Origin of the sequence: Chitinophaga sp. CC14, assembly GCF_048957795.1 — a bacterium.
GTDB lineage: Bacteria > Bacteroidota > Bacteroidia > Chitinophagales > Chitinophagaceae > Chitinophaga > Chitinophaga ginsengisegetis.
Genome location: NZ_JARBFY010000003.1, coordinates 366,624 through 384,144 on the forward strand (window position 1 = coordinate 366,624; position 17,521 = coordinate 384,144).

23 protein-coding genes are annotated in these 17,521 nt (G+C 46.5%); 22 read left to right on the forward strand and 1 reads right to left on the reverse strand.

What is annotated here, in order from left to right; genetic code table 11:
* Positions 1-24 precede the first annotated feature (24 nt).
* Positions 25-435, reverse strand: a complete 411-nt coding sequence (locus PV783_RS11450; RefSeq protein WP_420988055.1) for a hypothetical protein — start codon at positions 433-435, stop codon at positions 25-27.
* A gap of 133 nt (positions 436-568) precedes the next feature.
* On the opposite strand from PV783_RS11450, the gene PV783_RS11455 reads away from it, so the two are divergent.
* The 22 genes from PV783_RS11455 (at position 569) to PV783_RS11560 (ending at position 17,520) form a co-directional block, all read left to right on the forward strand.
* Positions 569-775 (forward strand): hypothetical protein, encoded by a 207-nt coding sequence (locus PV783_RS11455; RefSeq protein ID WP_420988056.1) that lies wholly within the window; start codon positions 569-571, stop codon positions 773-775.
* 1 nt (position 776) lies between these two features.
* Positions 777-1,067 carry a hypothetical protein gene (locus PV783_RS11460; protein WP_420988057.1) on the forward strand — a complete coding sequence of 97 codons (291 nt, stop codon included), beginning with the start codon at positions 777-779 and terminating at the stop codon, positions 1,065-1,067.
* A 162-nt stretch (positions 1,068-1,229) separates the two neighbouring features.
* On the forward strand, positions 1,230-1,370 hold the full coding sequence (locus PV783_RS11465) for a hypothetical protein (RefSeq protein ID WP_420988058.1): 141 nt from the start codon (positions 1,230-1,232) through the stop codon (positions 1,368-1,370).
* Between the two features lie 230 nt (positions 1,371-1,600).
* Entirely contained in the window at positions 1,601-2,437 is an 837-nt protein-coding gene (locus PV783_RS11470) for a hypothetical protein (RefSeq protein ID WP_420988059.1), read from the forward strand.
* 33 nt (positions 2,438-2,470) lie between these two features.
* Positions 2,471-2,824, forward strand: a complete 354-nt coding sequence (locus tag PV783_RS11475) for a hypothetical protein (RefSeq protein WP_420988060.1) — start codon at positions 2,471-2,473, stop codon at positions 2,822-2,824.
* A 1-nt stretch (position 2,825) separates the two neighbouring features.
* Complete coding sequence (locus tag PV783_RS11480) at positions 2,826-3,995, forward strand: DUF2800 domain-containing protein (protein ID WP_420988061.1); 1,170 nt, start codon at positions 2,826-2,828, stop codon at positions 3,993-3,995.
* A gap of 20 nt (positions 3,996-4,015) precedes the next feature.
* Positions 4,016-4,588 carry a DUF2815 family protein gene (locus tag PV783_RS11485; RefSeq protein ID WP_420988062.1) on the forward strand — a complete coding sequence of 191 codons (573 nt, stop codon included), beginning with the start codon at positions 4,016-4,018 and terminating at the stop codon, positions 4,586-4,588.
* A gap of 48 nt (positions 4,589-4,636) precedes the next feature.
* On the forward strand, positions 4,637-4,834 hold the full coding sequence (locus tag PV783_RS11490; RefSeq protein WP_420988063.1) for a putative quorum-sensing-regulated virulence factor: 198 nt from the start codon (positions 4,637-4,639) through the stop codon (positions 4,832-4,834).
* Positions 4,835-4,836: 2 nt separating this feature from the next.
* Positions 4,837-6,792, forward strand: coding sequence for a DNA polymerase (locus tag PV783_RS11495; protein ID WP_420988064.1), 1,956 nt, complete (start codon positions 4,837-4,839; stop codon positions 6,790-6,792).
* A gap of 2 nt (positions 6,793-6,794) precedes the next feature.
* Positions 6,795-7,082, forward strand: a complete 288-nt coding sequence (locus PV783_RS11500; protein WP_420988065.1) for a hypothetical protein — start codon at positions 6,795-6,797, stop codon at positions 7,080-7,082.
* A gap of 142 nt (positions 7,083-7,224) precedes the next feature.
* Entirely contained in the window at positions 7,225-7,707 is a 483-nt protein-coding gene (locus PV783_RS11505) for a zinc-finger-containing protein (RefSeq protein WP_420988066.1), read from the forward strand.
* Positions 7,704-7,949 carry a hypothetical protein gene (locus PV783_RS11510; RefSeq protein ID WP_420988067.1) on the forward strand — a complete coding sequence of 82 codons (246 nt, stop codon included), beginning with the start codon at positions 7,704-7,706 and terminating at the stop codon, positions 7,947-7,949. The genes PV783_RS11505 and PV783_RS11510 overlap by 4 nt, the downstream gene beginning before the upstream one ends.
* Positions 7,950-7,956: 7 nt before the next feature.
* Entirely contained in the window at positions 7,957-8,157 is a 201-nt protein-coding gene (locus PV783_RS11515) for a hypothetical protein (RefSeq protein ID WP_420988068.1), read from the forward strand.
* Positions 8,154-8,423, forward strand: a complete 270-nt coding sequence (locus tag PV783_RS11520) for a hypothetical protein (RefSeq protein WP_420988069.1) — start codon at positions 8,154-8,156, stop codon at positions 8,421-8,423. The genes PV783_RS11515 and PV783_RS11520 overlap by 4 nt, the downstream gene beginning before the upstream one ends.
* Positions 8,424-8,707: 284 nt before the next feature.
* The gene (locus PV783_RS11525) at positions 8,708-11,209 is read left to right on the forward strand and encodes a VapE domain-containing protein (RefSeq protein WP_420988070.1); all 2,502 of its coding nucleotides are present in this window, start codon (positions 8,708-8,710) and stop codon (positions 11,207-11,209) included.
* Positions 11,210-11,409: 200 nt separating this feature from the next.
* Positions 11,410-11,715: a VRR-NUC domain-containing protein gene (locus tag PV783_RS11530; RefSeq protein ID WP_420988071.1), complete on the forward strand. Its 306-nt coding sequence runs from the start codon at positions 11,410-11,412 to the stop codon at positions 11,713-11,715.
* Positions 11,696-13,108 carry an SNF2-related protein gene (locus PV783_RS11535; protein ID WP_420988072.1) on the forward strand — a complete coding sequence of 471 codons (1,413 nt, stop codon included), beginning with the start codon at positions 11,696-11,698 and terminating at the stop codon, positions 13,106-13,108. Before PV783_RS11530 ends, PV783_RS11535 begins: the two co-directional genes overlap by 20 nt.
* Before the next feature lie 2 nt (positions 13,109-13,110).
* A complete protein-coding gene (locus PV783_RS11540; protein ID WP_420988073.1) occupies positions 13,111-14,391 on the forward strand; it encodes an AAA family ATPase in 1,281 nt (426 codons plus the stop codon).
* Positions 14,392-14,536: 145 nt separating this feature from the next.
* Positions 14,537-14,755 (forward strand): hypothetical protein, encoded by a 219-nt coding sequence (locus PV783_RS11545; RefSeq protein WP_420988074.1) that lies wholly within the window; start codon positions 14,537-14,539, stop codon positions 14,753-14,755.
* A complete protein-coding gene (locus tag PV783_RS11550) occupies positions 14,727-15,212 on the forward strand; it encodes a terminase small subunit (protein WP_420988075.1) in 486 nt (161 codons plus the stop codon). Before PV783_RS11545 ends, PV783_RS11550 begins: the two co-directional genes overlap by 29 nt.
* Entirely contained in the window at positions 15,209-16,642 is a 1,434-nt protein-coding gene (locus PV783_RS11555; protein WP_420988076.1) for a PBSX family phage terminase large subunit, read from the forward strand. Before PV783_RS11550 ends, PV783_RS11555 begins: the two co-directional genes overlap by 4 nt.
* Positions 16,642-17,520: a phage protein Gp36 family protein gene (locus tag PV783_RS11560; protein WP_420988077.1), complete on the forward strand. Its 879-nt coding sequence runs from the start codon at positions 16,642-16,644 to the stop codon at positions 17,518-17,520. Before PV783_RS11555 ends, PV783_RS11560 begins: the two co-directional genes overlap by 1 nt.
* Position 17,521: the final 1 nt, after the last annotated feature.

Consider the following 17,521-nt stretch of genomic DNA (forward strand, 5'->3'; position numbering starts at 1 on the left):
AGAAGAAAACCGAAATTGATCCTATCACTTGTCAGACCGTCTTAGATCTGCTAAAGTCAAAGTGGTGTTTTTATCAATCTCTTCCAAACAGTCCTCAACTGGACGATTGTAAAGTTTCGACTGAACTTTTGCCAGTTCATGAGTCAAAACCTTGATAACCGCTCTTTCCCAGTTGAGGTGGTCATCAGGAGAAAACGGGGAGTTTCCAGTAAAAGCATCCATAGTAAAGCCGTTATCCTTACCGTATAAGTCACAGAATTTCTGTAATACATCCATTCCGATGTTCTGACGCCTATTTTTAATTTCTGTAATCGAATTACCAGAATTAAGTCCAATTTTTTGGGCTAAAATCTCATTGGAGGGTAATTTTTTTTCGTTCTTCAACTTATTGAAAATCAAAATAAATCTTTCCGTATGAGGGAGAATTTTCGGCATGTTTAAAATTATATTCACAAAAATTTTGTGATTTCCCAGAAATATCTGTAATATTGTATTCAACAATTGTACAACAAATGTACATCACGTTATCAAATTGACAATAGGTATATCTACGCAAAATCTGTAATACATGATTACGCCAGAAAAGAAACAGGAAATATTAAGCCGCCTTGAAGGTGTAAACGTTCGTGAAATGTGTCAGCGGGCAGGCGTAAAACGCAACACTTTCTACGCTACTCTGAATAACGAATCATCTCAATACGAGGTTATAGAAGCTGTGTTGGAAGAGGCGGAAAAAGAGAAAGCAAATATTCAAAACAAAGTCAACTCCTTATAACATGGAAGCAGTACAGCTCATATCCTTACCGATCTTAGAATTTAAAGCGATGTTGAAAGACTGCGCAAAGCAGGCGGCAGAAGAAGCTGTGGCTGCATTTACTAAAGTTAAGGAGAACCCCAACGAAGAAATCACAATCGCATCAATAGCCGGTAATTGGAATTGCAGCAAGCAGACTGTCGTGCGTCGCATAAAAGACCACATGATACCTACCAGTAAGCTGGGACGGGAGATTGCTATAAAGAGAAAATATCTGGAAATGATAAAAAATCCTAAACCTGCTCACTCATGACAACTGCTATCTGCATAGGAGTGGCTGCGGCCTTACTCTTTTGGCATTACTGTATACTTAAAACTGGTCACGATGATTTCACAGATAATAACGATGATGATTATCCTGGTTTTGTTTGATGCTCTTCATCCTAAATGTTTCACCAATAAACTTATCAGAAAAATGGCAACAATAGCTACTCAACTCGTTCTGGACTACGGCCGTTTCGCCGTATTGGTAGGTTGCTTTATAGCAGTTTGGTTTGCCCGCGATTTCGTTCGTAACGAATGGCGCGCTTTCACCTACCGTAAAAGAATTTCATAGGTATAGGGATATAGGACAGACACCGGCGGTTTTTACCGCTGGTAATTTTTAAACCTCGCAATTTATTAATCATGAATCAAAATACAAAAGACATCGGGTGGTTATTTAGAGCCGGCATCGTCACTGCTCTGGCCTGGGCGCTGCATGTTCTCTACACCATCATCTAAAAGAAAAGGCCAGTGCGGCAAACACTGACCAATTATGTAAAAACGTAAAACTATTACAAAGGTATGGAAAACTCCACAACAATTTACCTCTATGTATCTGGCGAAGGCTGGAAACCTTTCCTGCTGAGCAACACAGATGAGTTGCAAAAACGCAACATCGTTATTAGCCCTTCCGCCCAGATCGGCTACGCGGCCCGGATCGGCTACGCGGCCCGGATCGGTGACGCGGCCCAGATCGGTGACGAGGCCCGGATCGGCAACGCGGCCCAGATCGGCTACGCGGCCCGGATCGGTGACGAGGCCCAGATCGGTGACGCGGCCCGGATCGGCAACGAGGCCCGGATCGGCAACGCGGCCCGGATCGGTGACGAGGCCCAGATCGGCAACGCGGCCCAGATCGGCTACGCGGCCCGGATCGGCTACGCGGCCCAGATCGGCTACGCGGCCCGGATCGGCTACGCGGCCCGGATCGGCAACGAGGCCCGGATCGGTGACGAGGCCCAGATCGGTGACGCGGCCCGGATCGGTGACGAGGCCCAGATCGGCTACGCGGCCCAGATCGGTGACGAGGCCCAGATCGGTGACGAGGCCCAGATCGGCTACGCGGCCCAGATCGGTGACGAGGCCCAGATCGGTGACGCGGCCCGGATCGGCTACGCGGCCCAGATCGAGGAAAAAGAGATCCTGATTAAGTCCATTTTCATTACTGGTACCGCACATACTGTAACCTGGTGGAAAGATACCATTCAGATCGGCTGCCAGCGACATGATGTTAAATGGTGGGTGGAGAACTTTGAATCCGTTGGCCGTGACTACGGATACACTCAGGAACGAATCGATGAATATGGTAACTACATTAAAGCCATTGCCCAACTGGCTGGTATTTCTGCAACTGTTTAAAAGCCCTGCCGGTGGTTTACCGGTCCTTAATATATGAATATCACAGTAACTCACACACTCGCCCCTGAGATCCTGTCATTGATTCAGGGCGCCATTGGCCTCGCGGGCGCCGCGGGTGCTATCGCTTCACCTGCGATAAAGAAAACTGCGGATCCAACTGTCACTCAGAAAATCGAAGTCCCTACGCAGGCAGTTATCGAAACAGCTGAGGAAAGCACATCCGATGTTAAAGTAACTGTTGAACAGGTTCGCCTTGCTGTCAACGAAAAGAAGGATACGCACAAAGTGCAGATCAAAGCGCTGCTTAATGAATTTGGCGTGGCTTCTGTATCAGCGTTACTGCCGGCTAATCGTGCGGATTTCCTTGCAAAAGTAAACGCCCTGTAGTATGGCACACGCTACACTATCTCCATCAAGTGCGGAACGGTGGCTTAATTGTACACCGTCCGCCCGCCAGGAGAAAAACTTTCCGGATAAGACCAGTGAAGCGGCACTTGAAGGTACACTCGCGCATAGTCTGGGAGAGCTGCTTCTACGAAAGAAGTTAAATATCATTGGCGCACTGGATGAGATAAAGGCGCTGGAAACAATTCAATCCAACCGCCTTTACACCAATGCGATGATGGAACATGCCGACGACTATGCCACATTCGTTATGGAGAAGTACTCCGAGGCTTTAGCGGTCAACAGTGACGCACAGATATTCCTGGAACAGCGAATCGACCTTACAGAACATGTACCGGAGGGGTTTGGCACCGGTGATGCCTTTATCATCAGTGACGGAACCATGCGGTTTATCGATCTGAAGTATGGCAAAGGCCATTTCGTAGAAGCGAAGGAGAATAAACAGATGATGCTTTATGCCCTCGGCGGTCTGGCGCATTTTGATTATCTCTTTGAAATCACCCAGGTTGAAATGACCATTTACCAGCCGCGGCTGGAGAACTTCAGCAGCTGGGAAATCTCTGTCGCTGAGTTGAAAGCCTGGGGCGCAGAAACGTTGATTCCGCGCGCGAAATTGGCTTTTGCAGGAGAGGGGGAGTACGTACCTGGTAAACACTGCACCTTCTGTAAAGCAAAAGGCATGTGCCGGGCATTCGCTGAGCAGAATATGCAAATGGCCAAACATGAATTTAAGCCGGCACCAATGCTCACACCCGAAGAAGTGGCCGACATCTTAAGCAAAGCAGATGTCTTTGAAAAATGGCTTAAAGCTGTTGAAGATCACGCCCTTTATTCTGCGGTGCATAATGGAGCTAAATGGCCGGGCTATAAGCTGGTTGAAGGTCGCAGCAACAGGAAGTATAGCGACGAAGAAAAAATCACTGAAGTGCTGAAACAAAACGGGTTTGGCGAAGATGTCATATTTAAACCGCAGACGCTTATAGGCATTACGGATATGGAAAGCAAGATCGGCAAAAAGACCTTTGCAACACTTCTGAACGAATTTATTATTAAACCCACTGGCGCGCCTGCGCTGGTACCTGAATCAGACAAAAGACCTGCGCTGAACAGCGCGGAAGCAGCTGTAGCTGACTTCACAGGTATTGAAATCTAACATCTAAAAACATAGAATTTATGAGTAATCCACAGCAAGCCACTAAAGTGGTGATAGGACCTGTACGTCTCAGCTTTTTGCACATCTGGGAGCCTACAGCACTTGAAGAAGGGCAAGAGAAGAAGTATTCCGCCTCTCTCATCATCCCGAAATCACAGAAGCAAATTATCGCGGATTGTGAAAAAGCCATCAACGCAGCCAAAGAACAGGGTAAAACCGGAACCTTCGGCGGCAAAATACCAACGGCAAACTTTAAAATCGCTTTGCGTGATGGTGATATTGACAGGTCAGAGGATGAAGCGTATCGCGGCGCAATGTTCATCAATGCATCTGCACGGAATCAACCTGGTATCGTGTCGGGGCCTGGCAGAACTCCGGTAACTAAACAGGATGATGTATACAGTGGGTGCTATGCCTATGTAAGCATTAATTTTTACCCATTCAACAAAAATGGTAACAAAGGCATCGCCGCAGGACTTAATCACATCTGGAAGGTTAAAGACGGCGAGCCACTGGGTAGCCGCAGCACTGCCGAATCTGATTTTGCCGACGTTGAAGTGGAATTCAACGATGACGACGATTTCCTGAATTAAACGGAGGGCTACGGCCCTCTTCTTTCTCACCTGCAAAACTGCACTTATATGGAAACGAATACCGTTACCGATTCAACTATGATGCCGTTCGGCAAATATAAAAACAAAAAGACGCTGGCCAATGTGCCGGCGGTATATCTCCTATGGCTGTATGAAAATGGTTGCGACCACCGCGGCGTCATGCAGTACATACAACGTAACCTGGATGTGCTCCGTAAGGAAGCGTCAGCCGCAAAACGCCGTTAAAAATGGATAAACTCGGAATTGATATTGAAACATATAGCTCTGCAAACCTTTCTGATACGGGCATATACCGGTATGTAGAGGCATCCGATTTCGAAATACTACTTTTCGGTTATTCCATTAATGGCGCTCCAGCAGCTGTAATTGATCTGGCTTCCGGAGAACAAATACCGGACTATATCATGAAAGCATTAACTGATCCGGATGTGCTTAAAACTGCGCATAATGCGGCCTTTGAGCGTGTCTGTATCGCCCAACACTTTCTGCTAGAGTTACCGCCACAACAATGGGAGTGTACAATGGCCCGTGTTGCGCAGCTAGGGTTGCCGCTTTCATTAGATGGCGCCTCAAAAGCACTGAAACTTCCTGTTGAAAAAGATGCGGTAGGTAAAGCGCTTATTAAATATTTCTGCACTCCGTGCAAAGCCACGAAAACTAACGGAGGACGTACACGCAACCTACCGGAGCACGATCCGGAAAAGTGGAGCGCTTTTGTTGGGTATTGCGCTAAAGATGTGGATGTAGAACAAGCAATTCGTCGTAATATTTCCAGTTTCCCTATGCACCTGAAGGAAAAAAGGGTATGGGATCTGGATCAGCTTATAAACGATGGTGGCGTCATGATTGATTGTGAACTGGTCGAGAATGCTATCAAATTTGATTCGGCCTACCGGGAAAAACTGACCGCCGAAGCGGTGGAGATCACTGAACTGAATAACCCAAACAGTGGAGCTCAGCTGAAACAGTGGCTCGGTAATGCTATAGGGGAAGAGGTTACCAGCCTTACAAAGAAAACGATTCCCGGACTTATGGAATCAGCGGATTCCGTATCCGATGCAGGAAGTGTTAAACGCATCCTAGAAATCCGGCAGGAAATGGGAAAAACCTCCGTTAGCAAATACATCACCATGAATGATGCAGTTTGCGCTGATCACCGGGTTCGTGGATTGCTGCAGTATTATGGAGCCAACCGTACCGGACGCTGGGCCGGCAGATTGGTTCAGGTGCAAAACCTGCCTCGTAATGAAATGGCAGATCTGGATCTCGCTCGTAACACGGTTCTAGCCGGTGATCTGGATTGGATGGAATTGCTTTTCGGTAATGTTCCTGACACACTCTCGCAGCTTATACGCACGGCTTTTGTTGCAAAACGCGGGCATCGTCTCCTGCCAGCGGACTTCTCCGCTATTGAAGCGCGAGTGATTGCCTGGCTCGCCGGAGAAAAATGGAGACTCGATGTCTTCAATACTCATGGTAAAATCTACGAAGCATCAGCTGCACAGATGTTCAAAGTTCCGATTGAAAGTATTACCAAAGGCTCAGACCTGCGCCAGAAAGGGAAAGTATCAGAACTCGCTTTAGGATATCAGGGCGGCCCTAATGCACTGATCACTATGGGGGCTTTGTTAATGGGCCTCCTTGAGGAAGAATTGCCGAAGCTGGTGAAAATGTGGCGTAATGCCAATCCCGCCATTGTGAAATACTGGTATGACGTAAATGATGCTGCGGTAAGGGCCATGAACACAGGCCAACGTATACAGTTGTCCTTTGGTACCTACATGTTTCTTGAGAGAGGTATTTTCTTTATACAGTTACCCAGTGGCCGGCGTCTGGCTTATTACGAACCGCTCCTTCGCCCCAATAAATTCGGCGGTGAATCACTCTCGTACATGAACCTGGAGAAAGGCCAATGGGTACGCACAGATACCTACGGCGGAAAATTGGTGGAAAACATCGTACAGGCTGTTGCCCGCGACGTGCTGGCCGACGCTATGTTGCGCCTGAATGCCGCGGGATATCGCATTGTTATGCATGTGCATGATGAAGTAGTGCTGGAAGTACCAGATGGTTGGGGAAGCACCGAAGAAGTAAACCGGATAATGGGTGAGCCTATCAGCTGGGCGCCCGGTCTGCATCTGAAGGCAGAAAGCTACGAAACTCTTTACTACAAAAAAGATTAAACATGAAAAACGTAATTAACGCAACTACCGCGGGCGCAATAGCCCGACAGATTATTGCTGAAGCGAATAAATCAGCAAACGAAACTGCCGTAAAGGTTACTGCTGACATAAAAAAATCAGCGAATTATAAAAAACTACTTCGACTGATCAAACAAAAGAAAGATGTAGAGTCCAAAATACAAGAGACGCAATGCACTATTGCTGATCAAGTTACAAAGACTCACTCTATCGTATCTATACAGATGGTAGTATTACCGTTTCAGAAAAGTCTAACAATCAGTCTAAACTGAACTTTGATGTTATCCGTGATCATGTTATCGTTCAAGCTAATATTAACGGTAAATCAATTGATCAGATAGTATCCCAATTCGTAAAGCCATATAAATAGCCTATACATGGCCCAGCTACTCATTTCTTTCTACTTAACTGTTTATGCGGTGGCGCTTCTCTGCGCAATTGCATGCAGTGAAAAATATAGAACTCATGCCGGAAATACAGATAACAGACGCTAACCGCGACGCCATCATGTCTGGCAACATGTGCCCGTACTGTGGGTGCCCGACGAAATACGTGGATAGTATCCGGGTGTATAAAGTCCGTAGCTACGGCATGGTGTATGTCTGCTTCAACTGTGATGCCTGGGTTGGCACCCATAAAAGTAGTACCCGGGCACTCGGCAGGTTGGCAAACGCTGAACTCCGGTTATGGAAACGCATGGCACACGATGCCTTCGATCCAATTTGGAAAGCACAAGAAGCCGCCGGAACGCCGAAATACATTGCCCGCACAGAAATTTATAAATGGCTATCCGGTGCTATGGGCATTGATCCACGGTATACGCATATCGGTATGTTCGGCGTAGAACAGTGTCAGGCAGTGATTGAATTATGTAAACACTATAATCCGATTTTATGAGTAAACCATCCCGCGAAGAAATGGAAAAAATTTGTGTTGAAGCTATTAGGGAAACCTATGGAATTGATCCGACTAAAGGGTGTACTACAGTGGCGGTGTTCTGTTTTGATATGGGGTATGTTCATGCAGCTAATAGAGAAGTACAGCTGAAGAAGGCAGTAACACTCCTCAAGAAAGTACGCCCGATCATTTACACAAAACTAGAAAAGGAAATATCAGATTTCCTACTTGATCTTAAATGATATCCTCATGTATAAGTTCAAACGCGACAGTATGCAGATGGTGTGGGATATGGTGGAAGTAGATCACCAGACACCCAGGCAGGTAGCCGCCGCATTAGGTACCTCAGTTGAAAGGATTTGCGAGGTATACACCGAAGCTTGTAAAATGGTTCTGGAAGACGAGCGCATCGCTCTGCAACAGCCTTCACCTTTAAGAATGGTAAAATGAACAATCTACAAAAAGGACTGGATTTCCAAACGCCGGCAAACATAGCCGATTATATGGCCTCTCTTGTGCCTGCTGGCGTGAAAACAATACTGGAACCAACACCGGGATTAGGAAATATAGTGAGCGCTTTAGAGTGGTACAACTTATTGGGAGATACAGCATATAATATCACTGCACCGGAGGACTTTTTTTTTGCATATACCGCAGCGTTACGATTGTGTGGTAATGAACCCGCCATTCGCTGCGAAATACGCGGTTCTGGATAACGCTAAAGAGGATTACAGCAAGCATGGTATGCGGTTAGGTTATAAAATTCTTACTGAATGTATGGAGATGAGCGATACAGTCATTGCACTTATGCCCTGGTTTACCATCAGTGATTCGGATGTAAGACTACGTTTCCTCAAAGATTATGGTCTTAAATCAATCACCGCGTTGCCGCGAAAAACGTTCCAGTATGCCCGTATTCAGACCTGCGTTTTAAATCTCAGTAAAGGGTTCACCGGATCAACAGAATTTATTGTTTACGACCGAATAAACGTCGGATAAGATGATACAGATACACCACAACGGTACATTCGATATAGCCCTCGGCGGCCACCGGGATGCAAAGAACTGGAAGAACAGACAGATACAATGGTCGGAGTTCCTCAATAAGATCAGTGTTACCCACCATACCGCTGAGACGCACAAAACGTACATGGCCGCCAAACGTGAGCGCCAGGATGAGATAAAGGATATCGGCGGCTTCGTAGGCGGATACCTGAACGGCGGTCGCCGGTTGAAAGGCAGCGTCCTGCACCGGCAGTTGGTTACTCTGGATCTGGACTTCGCCAGTCAGTCAGTGTGGGAGGACTTCACGATGCTATACGACTGTGCCGCTGCGATGTATTCTACGCATAAACACACTCCAGAAGCCCCACGTTTACGTCTGATCATCCCGCTGGATAGAGAGGTTGCACCGGATGAATACATCGCCATAGGCCGCCGTATAGCCGGTAATCTGGATATTGAGATGTTCGACCATACCGGGTACCAACCCAGTAGACTGATGTACTGGCCATCAACCAGTAAAGACGGTGTGTTTGAGTTCCAATACCAGGATGGTCCGTGGTTATCCGCTGATGAGGTACTCAGCTCATACCGTAACTGGTGGGATAGCAGCGAATGGCCGATGGGAAGCCGGGATAAAGACAGTGTGCAGCGGGATATAAAGAAACAAGGCGATCCACTGGAAAAGCCGGGTTTAATCGGCGCCTTCTGCCGGACATACACTATCAGCCAGGTGATAGAGAAATACCTCAGTGAGGTTTACGAAGTATGTGATATCGAGGACCGGTATACGTATGTTCACGGCAGTACGTCTGCCGGCCTGGTCACCTACGAGGATAAATACGCCTATAGCCACCACGGCACAGATCCAACCAGCGGAAAGCTGTGTAACGCCTTTGACCTGGTACGCCTGCATCTATATGGCCTACAGGACGAAGATGCCAAAGAGGGTACAGCGCCGAACCGGTTACCGTCGTATACAGCAATGGTGGATTTAGCTAGTAAAGATGTAACCGTGCGGCGGTTGCTCGGTACAGAACGGCTCCAGGATGCAAAACATGAATTCGACGGTATCCCGCTGGATGAACCGGCCGAGGAACTGGAAAACAATAACTGGCTGGAAGATCTGGAATACGACCGGAAAGGCAATCTACTGGGTACCATTGATAACGTTGTCACCATCCTTGCCAAAGATCCGAATCTTAAAAACCGGTTGGCGTATAACAATTTCGATAAACGGGAAGTAGCCCTAAAACATCTGCCGTGGCGCCATGTTACCAAAGAAACCAGAAATCTGACCGATGCCGACGACGCCAGCATCCGGCATTATCTGGAGAAAACATACACCATCCACTCGGCGCAGAAGGTCAAAGACGCTATGGATATCAGCATGCGCAACAATGCTTTCCACCCGGTGCAGGATTATCTGAACAGTCTTACCTGGGATGGTATCCCCAGATTGGAAACGGTGTTTATTGATTACCTGGGCGCCGAAGATACGGAACTCACCAGGGCGTTCACCCGGAAGAGTTTAACCGCCGCTGTTACCCGAATCTTCCGGCCCGGTTGCAAATTCGACTACGTTGTTGTGATGGTTGGCGAACAGGGTAAGAAGAAAAGTAGCCTGATCGACGCCCTGGGTGGTGATTGGTTCTCTGACAGCTTCTCTACTATTCAAGGTAAAGAAGCCTATGAACAGCTGCAGGGTGTCTGGCTGGTGGAAATGGGCGAACTCGCGGGGCTGAAAAAAGCCGATGTAGAAACGATCAAGCACTTTATCACAAAGCGAGTAGACCGGTACCGGGTGGCTTACGGCCGGCGTATGGAAGATTTCCCACGGCAGTGTGTATTCTTTGCATCCACCAATAAACCGGATTTCCTCCGGGATTCATCCGGTAACCGCCGGTTCTGGCCTATACCGGTACACATGCAACCTCCTACCAAAGACGTATTCATAGATATGGCCAAAGACACAGAAGCCGGGAGGTACGAACGGGCTCAGATTTGGGCTGAAGCTGTGGAACTGTATAAAGCCGGGGAACCGCTTTACCTGACCCCTGAACTGGAAGCATTGGCCGCACAGGTACAGGAGGGCCACAGTGAGGTGGACGAGCGTACCGGTATGATCGCCAGGTACCTCGATATGTTACTGCCGGATAACTGGGATGATATGAATATCTACGAACGCAGGGCGTTTATCGCCGGCGATGATATCACCCTTCCGATAGGCGCAAAACCACGGACGAAGGTCTGCATAGCGGAGATATGGTGTGAAGTTCTGAACGGGCAGCATAAAGATCTGAACAAGTTTAACACTAAAGAACTGCATGATATTATGCGGACAATGCCAGGATGGGCGGATAACTCCAAAAGTCCTTTACGATTCGGTAATTATGGTACACAAAGGGGGTACAAACGTGTTGGAAACGACTACACGAAAAACGGGGGCAGGTGTACAGACGTCAACACGGACTACACGAACGACTACACGAAAAAATAATAGTGTAGTCGGCTAATAGTGCGACAGCGATTAATTACATCTAAATGACTACACCGACTACACGAAAAGTACTAAAAGCATAAAAATGATAATTAGAGATAAAATATATACCCGCAACGCTCTAAACGCACATTCTGGCCCGCGTAAGAATTTCGTGTAGTCCGTGTTTTCGTGTAGTCACCTAATTAAAACTTGAATCAATGACAAACACCGAAAGTGAAAAATACCTGGAAAGGAAACTAACCGACAAAGTGAAAAAGCTGAAAGGCAAAGCGTTTAAGTTCTGGTGCATCAGCTTCACAGGAATGCCGGACCGGATGATACTACTACCAGGGGGCAGGATCAGGTTTGCAGAGATCAAATCTACTGGTAAACCACTGAAGCCCCGACAGAAAATAGTCATTCCCTGGTTACGGTCTTTAGGTTTCATTGTTACCGTGATCGATACTGTAGAAAAGCTCAACGAATTTTTAAACGAACTGGAAAATGATTTACAAACCACATAACTATCAGGGTTTTTCATCAAAGCATATCATCGATAACCCCGCTGCCGGTTTATTCCTTGATATGGGGCTGGGTAAAACAGTAAGCACCTTGACTGCCATTGACCTGCTGATATACGACAGCTTTGAGATCAGCAAAGTACTGGTGATAGCGCCAAAGCATGTGGCGGAACATACCTGGAGTGCTGAAATTGAAAAGTGGGATCACCTGCGACATCTGAAACTGGCTAAAATCCTCGGAACGGAAACTCAACGTAAAAAAGCGCTCCTGCAGAAAGCCGACATCTACATCATCAACAGGGAAAATGTGGTTTGGCTTATCTCTCACCTGGGCGGGTCCTTCCCGTTTGATATGCTGGTGATAGATGAACTGTCCAGTTTCAAAGATTCAAAATCAGCGCGGTTTAAGGCTCTCCGGACAATTCGGCCACGTATTAACCGGGTAGTAGGTCTTACCGGTACCCCCGGTGACCTAGTAAATCTCTGGCCGCAGATATACCTGCTTGATCAGGGCGAGCGCCTGGGCAAAACCATTACCGGCTACCGGGATAAATACCTGAACCCCGGAAAGCGGAACGGCCATGTGGTGTATGAGTACAAGGAAAAGAAGGATGATACCGGCTTACTGGGTGATGATATTTACAAGGAAGAGATTTACGAGAAGATCGGCGATATCTGTATCAGCATGAAAGCTGAAGATTACCTGGAGCTTCCGCCACGTATTGACCGGGATATCGAAATTGTTCTGCCGCCAAATGTGTTGAAACAGTACCAGGATTTTGAACGGAAACAGGTACTAGCTATGGAGGATGTGGAAAACATCTCTGCAGTAAACGCCGCAGCGTTATCCGGTAAACTCTGGCAGTTCGCCAACGGCGCTGTATACGGTGAAGAGGGAAGCAAAGGTCCGTATCACGAAGTTCATACAGCGATGTTGGAAGCTCTGGAAGAGACTTTGGAAGCTGTCAATGGTCAGCCAATGTTGTTATTCTACTGGTATAAATCAGATTTGGACCGGATTAAACGTAAACTGAAGGGTTACAACTTCCGGGAACTGAGAAACCAACAGGACATTGAAGACTGGAACGCCGGTAAGATTGAGGTGTTTTTACTTCATCCGGCCAGTGCCGGCCACGGGTTGAACCTGCAATCCGGTGGACACCATTCTACCTGGTTTGGTCCTCTATGGAGTTTGGAGCTGTATCTGCAGGCGCTTAAACGTCTGGACCGGCAGGGCCAAACCAAATCGGTAATCAATACCCGGTTTATCGTGAAAGGCACAATTCACGAAGACATGGTAGCTTCTCTCAATGGCAAGAATGCAAATCAAGATGCTTTAATGCTGGCGATTAAAGCACGTATCAACAAATATTTACCTCAACTAAAAACCGCATAAACATGGATCTGGTATTCCAACTTAAAGAAGTATTGCAAAACCCAGTGTTAAGTACAACGGCACTGATGGCCGTATTCGGCAGTTTTCTTTATACAGCAAAAGATTTGCCTAAGCAGTTATTGACTTTCTGTCAGCGGAAAATCGCAATGAAAGTTATGTACAAGGTGACTATCTTCCAATACGATGACCTGTATGACATTTTCGAAAAATGGCTGGCTAAGAACTACGTACGTCAGTACAGAGATGTACAGGCTTATATTTCCTTCATGTGTACTTATCCAGGTACACATGATGTTAAAACACCACCTCCGGTAACCTATCGGCAAGCTCCCAACCACTTTGTTATCAAAATTAAAGGTAAAATATTAATCATATCAAAATCGGCTATAGAACTCGGACATGCACAGACATTTAGCAGCTTGATGGGTTATACCTACACAATATCTGGTTTTAACTGTCGGGCTACTGTTGAACAGCTTCTGCAGGATATCGTAAAAGAATATTGGGCAGCTATGCAGGACAATGCTGTGCGAATATATTCCGGGCTTGATTACGGCGAGTGGCGGATGAATGGGAGCATGGTAGTGAAGGATTTGGATAAAGTGATTATCGATCCGGAGATTAGACACGTTCTGAAAGCCGATTTGGAACAATTCAAGGTGTCGCAAGCATGGTACGACAATTTGGGAATACCATACAAACGAACTTTTCTATTTCACGGCCCTCCCGGAACCGGTAAAACCAGTTTAGCAAAAGCAATTGCGATGTTTACAGGGCGAAATCTCTATTCCCTGAACATCAGTTCCATAAAAAACGATAATGCACTTCAGCAACTATTCAGCGGCATACCTCAAAACAGTGTATTGGTTCTGGAAGACATCGACGCAGCATTTAAGCGCAGGGAAAACAGCGAGCACCGTGTTACTTTTTCGTGCCTCCTTAATTGCATTGATGGAGTTTTTTACAGGCATGGGCTGATTACCTGCATCACCACAAACCATTTGGATCACCTGGACGCTGCTTTACTTCGCGAAGGGCGCACAGATCGAATCATCGAAATAGGTTTACCGGCGGTGGACCAGATAAACGAATACCTAACAGCCTTTTATGCGAAACCCATAAGTCTGGACTTTAGACATGAGAATTTCGCACTACCCATGAGTGGTGTACAGGAAATATGCCTTTGCAACAGAGAGGATTCTCAAAGGGCAATTCAAGAAATTAAAAAGCGTCTGGTAAACGGCATGAAGACGGTTGTGGTAAACAACAATTGTACAACATAAATACAACAATTAAACATCACAAAATCCTTTACAGCAAAGGATTACAGCTGAAATTAAATTTGGTGAAATCGAATATATTTTGATAAATTTGTAACGGCTTCCGATTCTTATTTCCGATTTAAGCCAGTGTAATACCACGGCAAACATGATTACAGGTATAAACGTAAAACAGTCAAAAGGCGAAATCTTACTGGGCATCAGTTTGGATGAGTTCATCCAACAGCTACAGGCTTTGCCATCAAAGAACGGCTGGGTTAACCTTATACTCTCTCCCCGTAAAACCATGCATCCGAAGGGCTACACGCATTCTATTCATGTAGAAAATCGGAAGTCCAGTGGCAAGAAAGAAGTTTCAACAGAATAATCAACTTTGGAAGTTAAGGTCAAAACATGGTCGCGACAAGATATTTGCCTCGCCTGTACTGCTATTGGATACAGCCACTGAATATTTTCACTACTGCGATACAACACCAATACTTAAAGAAGATTATGTCGGCGGTGCCGGCAAACGGGTTATAAGAGAATTGCCCCGCGCGTATACCGTTGCGGGGTTTTGTCTTTATGCAAGGGCCTCGCGGGGATGGTGGAACGAATTCCGAAAAACTTGCACGGCTAAAAGCGATAAAGGTGATAAAGAAGCCGTGGATTTTTTGGAGGTGCTTACATGCATAGAGGATATGATTTACAATCAGAAGTTTGAAGGTGCTGCGGTTGGCATCTTCCAACAAAATCTGATCTCCCGTGATTTGGGCCTGGTGGATAAGAAGGAAATCGAACAAACAACCATCGTGGTGGAAACCAGTGAAGATGATGACGAATGATAAAGGTAGTATGGCCAAAGTGGCGAAGGATCATCAATGAGAAGTTCGTCGGTTTAGTAAAGTGCGTTGACCGGTTTATAATCCTTTACGGTAGCCGTGGTTCTTCCAAATCGGATTTCATTGCTAAAATACTTGTTTTTCAATGCTTAACTCATAAATACTTTAAGTGCATACTGTACCGCAAAAAGTACAACACCATACAGGAAAGTAGCTATGAGAACATTAAGCAGACGATTATAACACTCGGATTACAGCAGCTCTTTGTATTCAGGACAAGCCCTTTGGCGATCATCTGTAGGAACGGTAACCGGTTTATTGCCCGCGGCGGTGATGATCCGGCCAGCCTTAAATCGATAAAGGATCCGACGTGTGTGTGGTATGAAGAAGATATTCCGGATGAAGAAGATTTCGCAACTATCTCGCTCACTATACGGTCGGATCGGGCGGATTGCCTTCAGGAATTCTTCAGTATCAACCCGGAGATAGAGGGCGACTTTACCGAGAACTGGTTTTGGAAACGGTTTTTCAAAGATCACGACGAACTATCGTTCAGAACCACCACGACCATTGAAGTGGAACACCGGCAGATCGAATACTCTGTTACTGTTCATCACTCTGTTTACCAGGATAACCGGTGGTTACCTGACCAGGTGAAAGCCCAGATTGAGGGGTACAAAACGACAAACCCTTATCTGTATTCGGTTTATGCGAAAGGATTATGGACACGAAAACAGACAGGTGGCAACTTTTACAAGCTCTTTGACCGAGCCAGGGATACGGCGGATACGATTTACCGGCCGGAGCAGGCGCTACATATCACGTTTGACTTTAACGTGAATCCGTACATGACCTGTTGTATCTGGCAGATAGACGGTAAACATGCCAGGCAAATTGATGAAATATGTCTCGAAACACCGAACAACCGTACAGAGAATGTGTGCAGGGAGTTCATACGGCGTTTTCCGGCCCATTCTGCCGGCTTATTCATCTACGGTGATCCGAATGGTAAGAAAGAGGATACCAGGTCCGAAAAAGGGCAGAATGATTATGTTATCATCCTGCGCACCCTGGCCAGGTATCGACCGACACAACGAGTATTAACCGCTGCGCCTCCGGTTGTGATGCGCGGCAATTTTATAAACACTGTTTTCGCTTTCAGGTACGATGGTCTGTTATTCACAATAGGTAACAACTGTACAAAGACTATTTCAGACTATATGTACCTGAAAGAGGCAGCAGACGGAACGAAAGCAAAAACCAAAGAGAAGCACCCGCAAACCGGGGTACCGTATGAAAAGTACGGCCATACTTCAGATGCAAATGACTACTTCTTCTGCTACGCCTTCGCCGGAGAATTTACTAGGTACCAGAAAGGCGGTGTTGAAACGAAAGTTACCACTGGTAAGAATACAAGCAAAAACAGTTATTAATGAACTACTTAACTAACGCAGACTTTAAAAAGCAGATCCAGGTTGAAAACCTTAATCAGGTGATCAGCTCAGATCCGTCTATCCTCGATAGTGCAGTAAGTACTGCTATTGAGGAAGCGTCCAGTTACCTGGTTCAGAAATACGACCTATCAACTGAGTTACAGAACGTACTATCCTATAATCCGATATCGGTGAATTATAAAGCCGGCGCCCGTGTTGTTTTGGATTATCCGGTATACGCACCAGCTACCAACTACAACATTGGCGACTGTGTAACGAACAACGGCAAAGCTTATCAGTGTATTGCTGCAACAACCGGCACGTTTAATCCGGCAAGCTGGCACGAGTTGGGCAACACCGGTGCTATGTATTATGCAGTGTACCCATTCCCACCATTCAGTTTATACCAGCAGTATGTAGTCGGGGATAAGGTGTTTTATCAGAACCGGGTTTACACTAACCTGATCGCCACTCAACCAATGAGCCAGGAAGCGGCACTGCAATTCAGAGATTATGAGAATTTACCATTCCTCAATGTATACCCAGATAACGTGAACAACGGCGCCCAATATTGGGGTGTCGGTGTTCCGTATTCTGTTCCGGCCGGCCAGCTCGCCGTATCACAGTATTGGGCTGCCGGTGATACACGTAGTCAGCAGCTTGTTACCTACATGGTTGACATAGCGCTGTATCATGTGCATAGCCGGATCGCTCCCCGGAATATTCCGGAGCTGCGGGTTAAACGATATGACGATGCTATCGACTGGTTGAAGAAATGTGCAAAGGGGGAGGTTACACCAGTAGTGCCGATGAAGCAACCCAGACAGGGCGGCCGTGTGAGATGGGGCGGACCAATTAAAAACATAAACAGTTATTGAG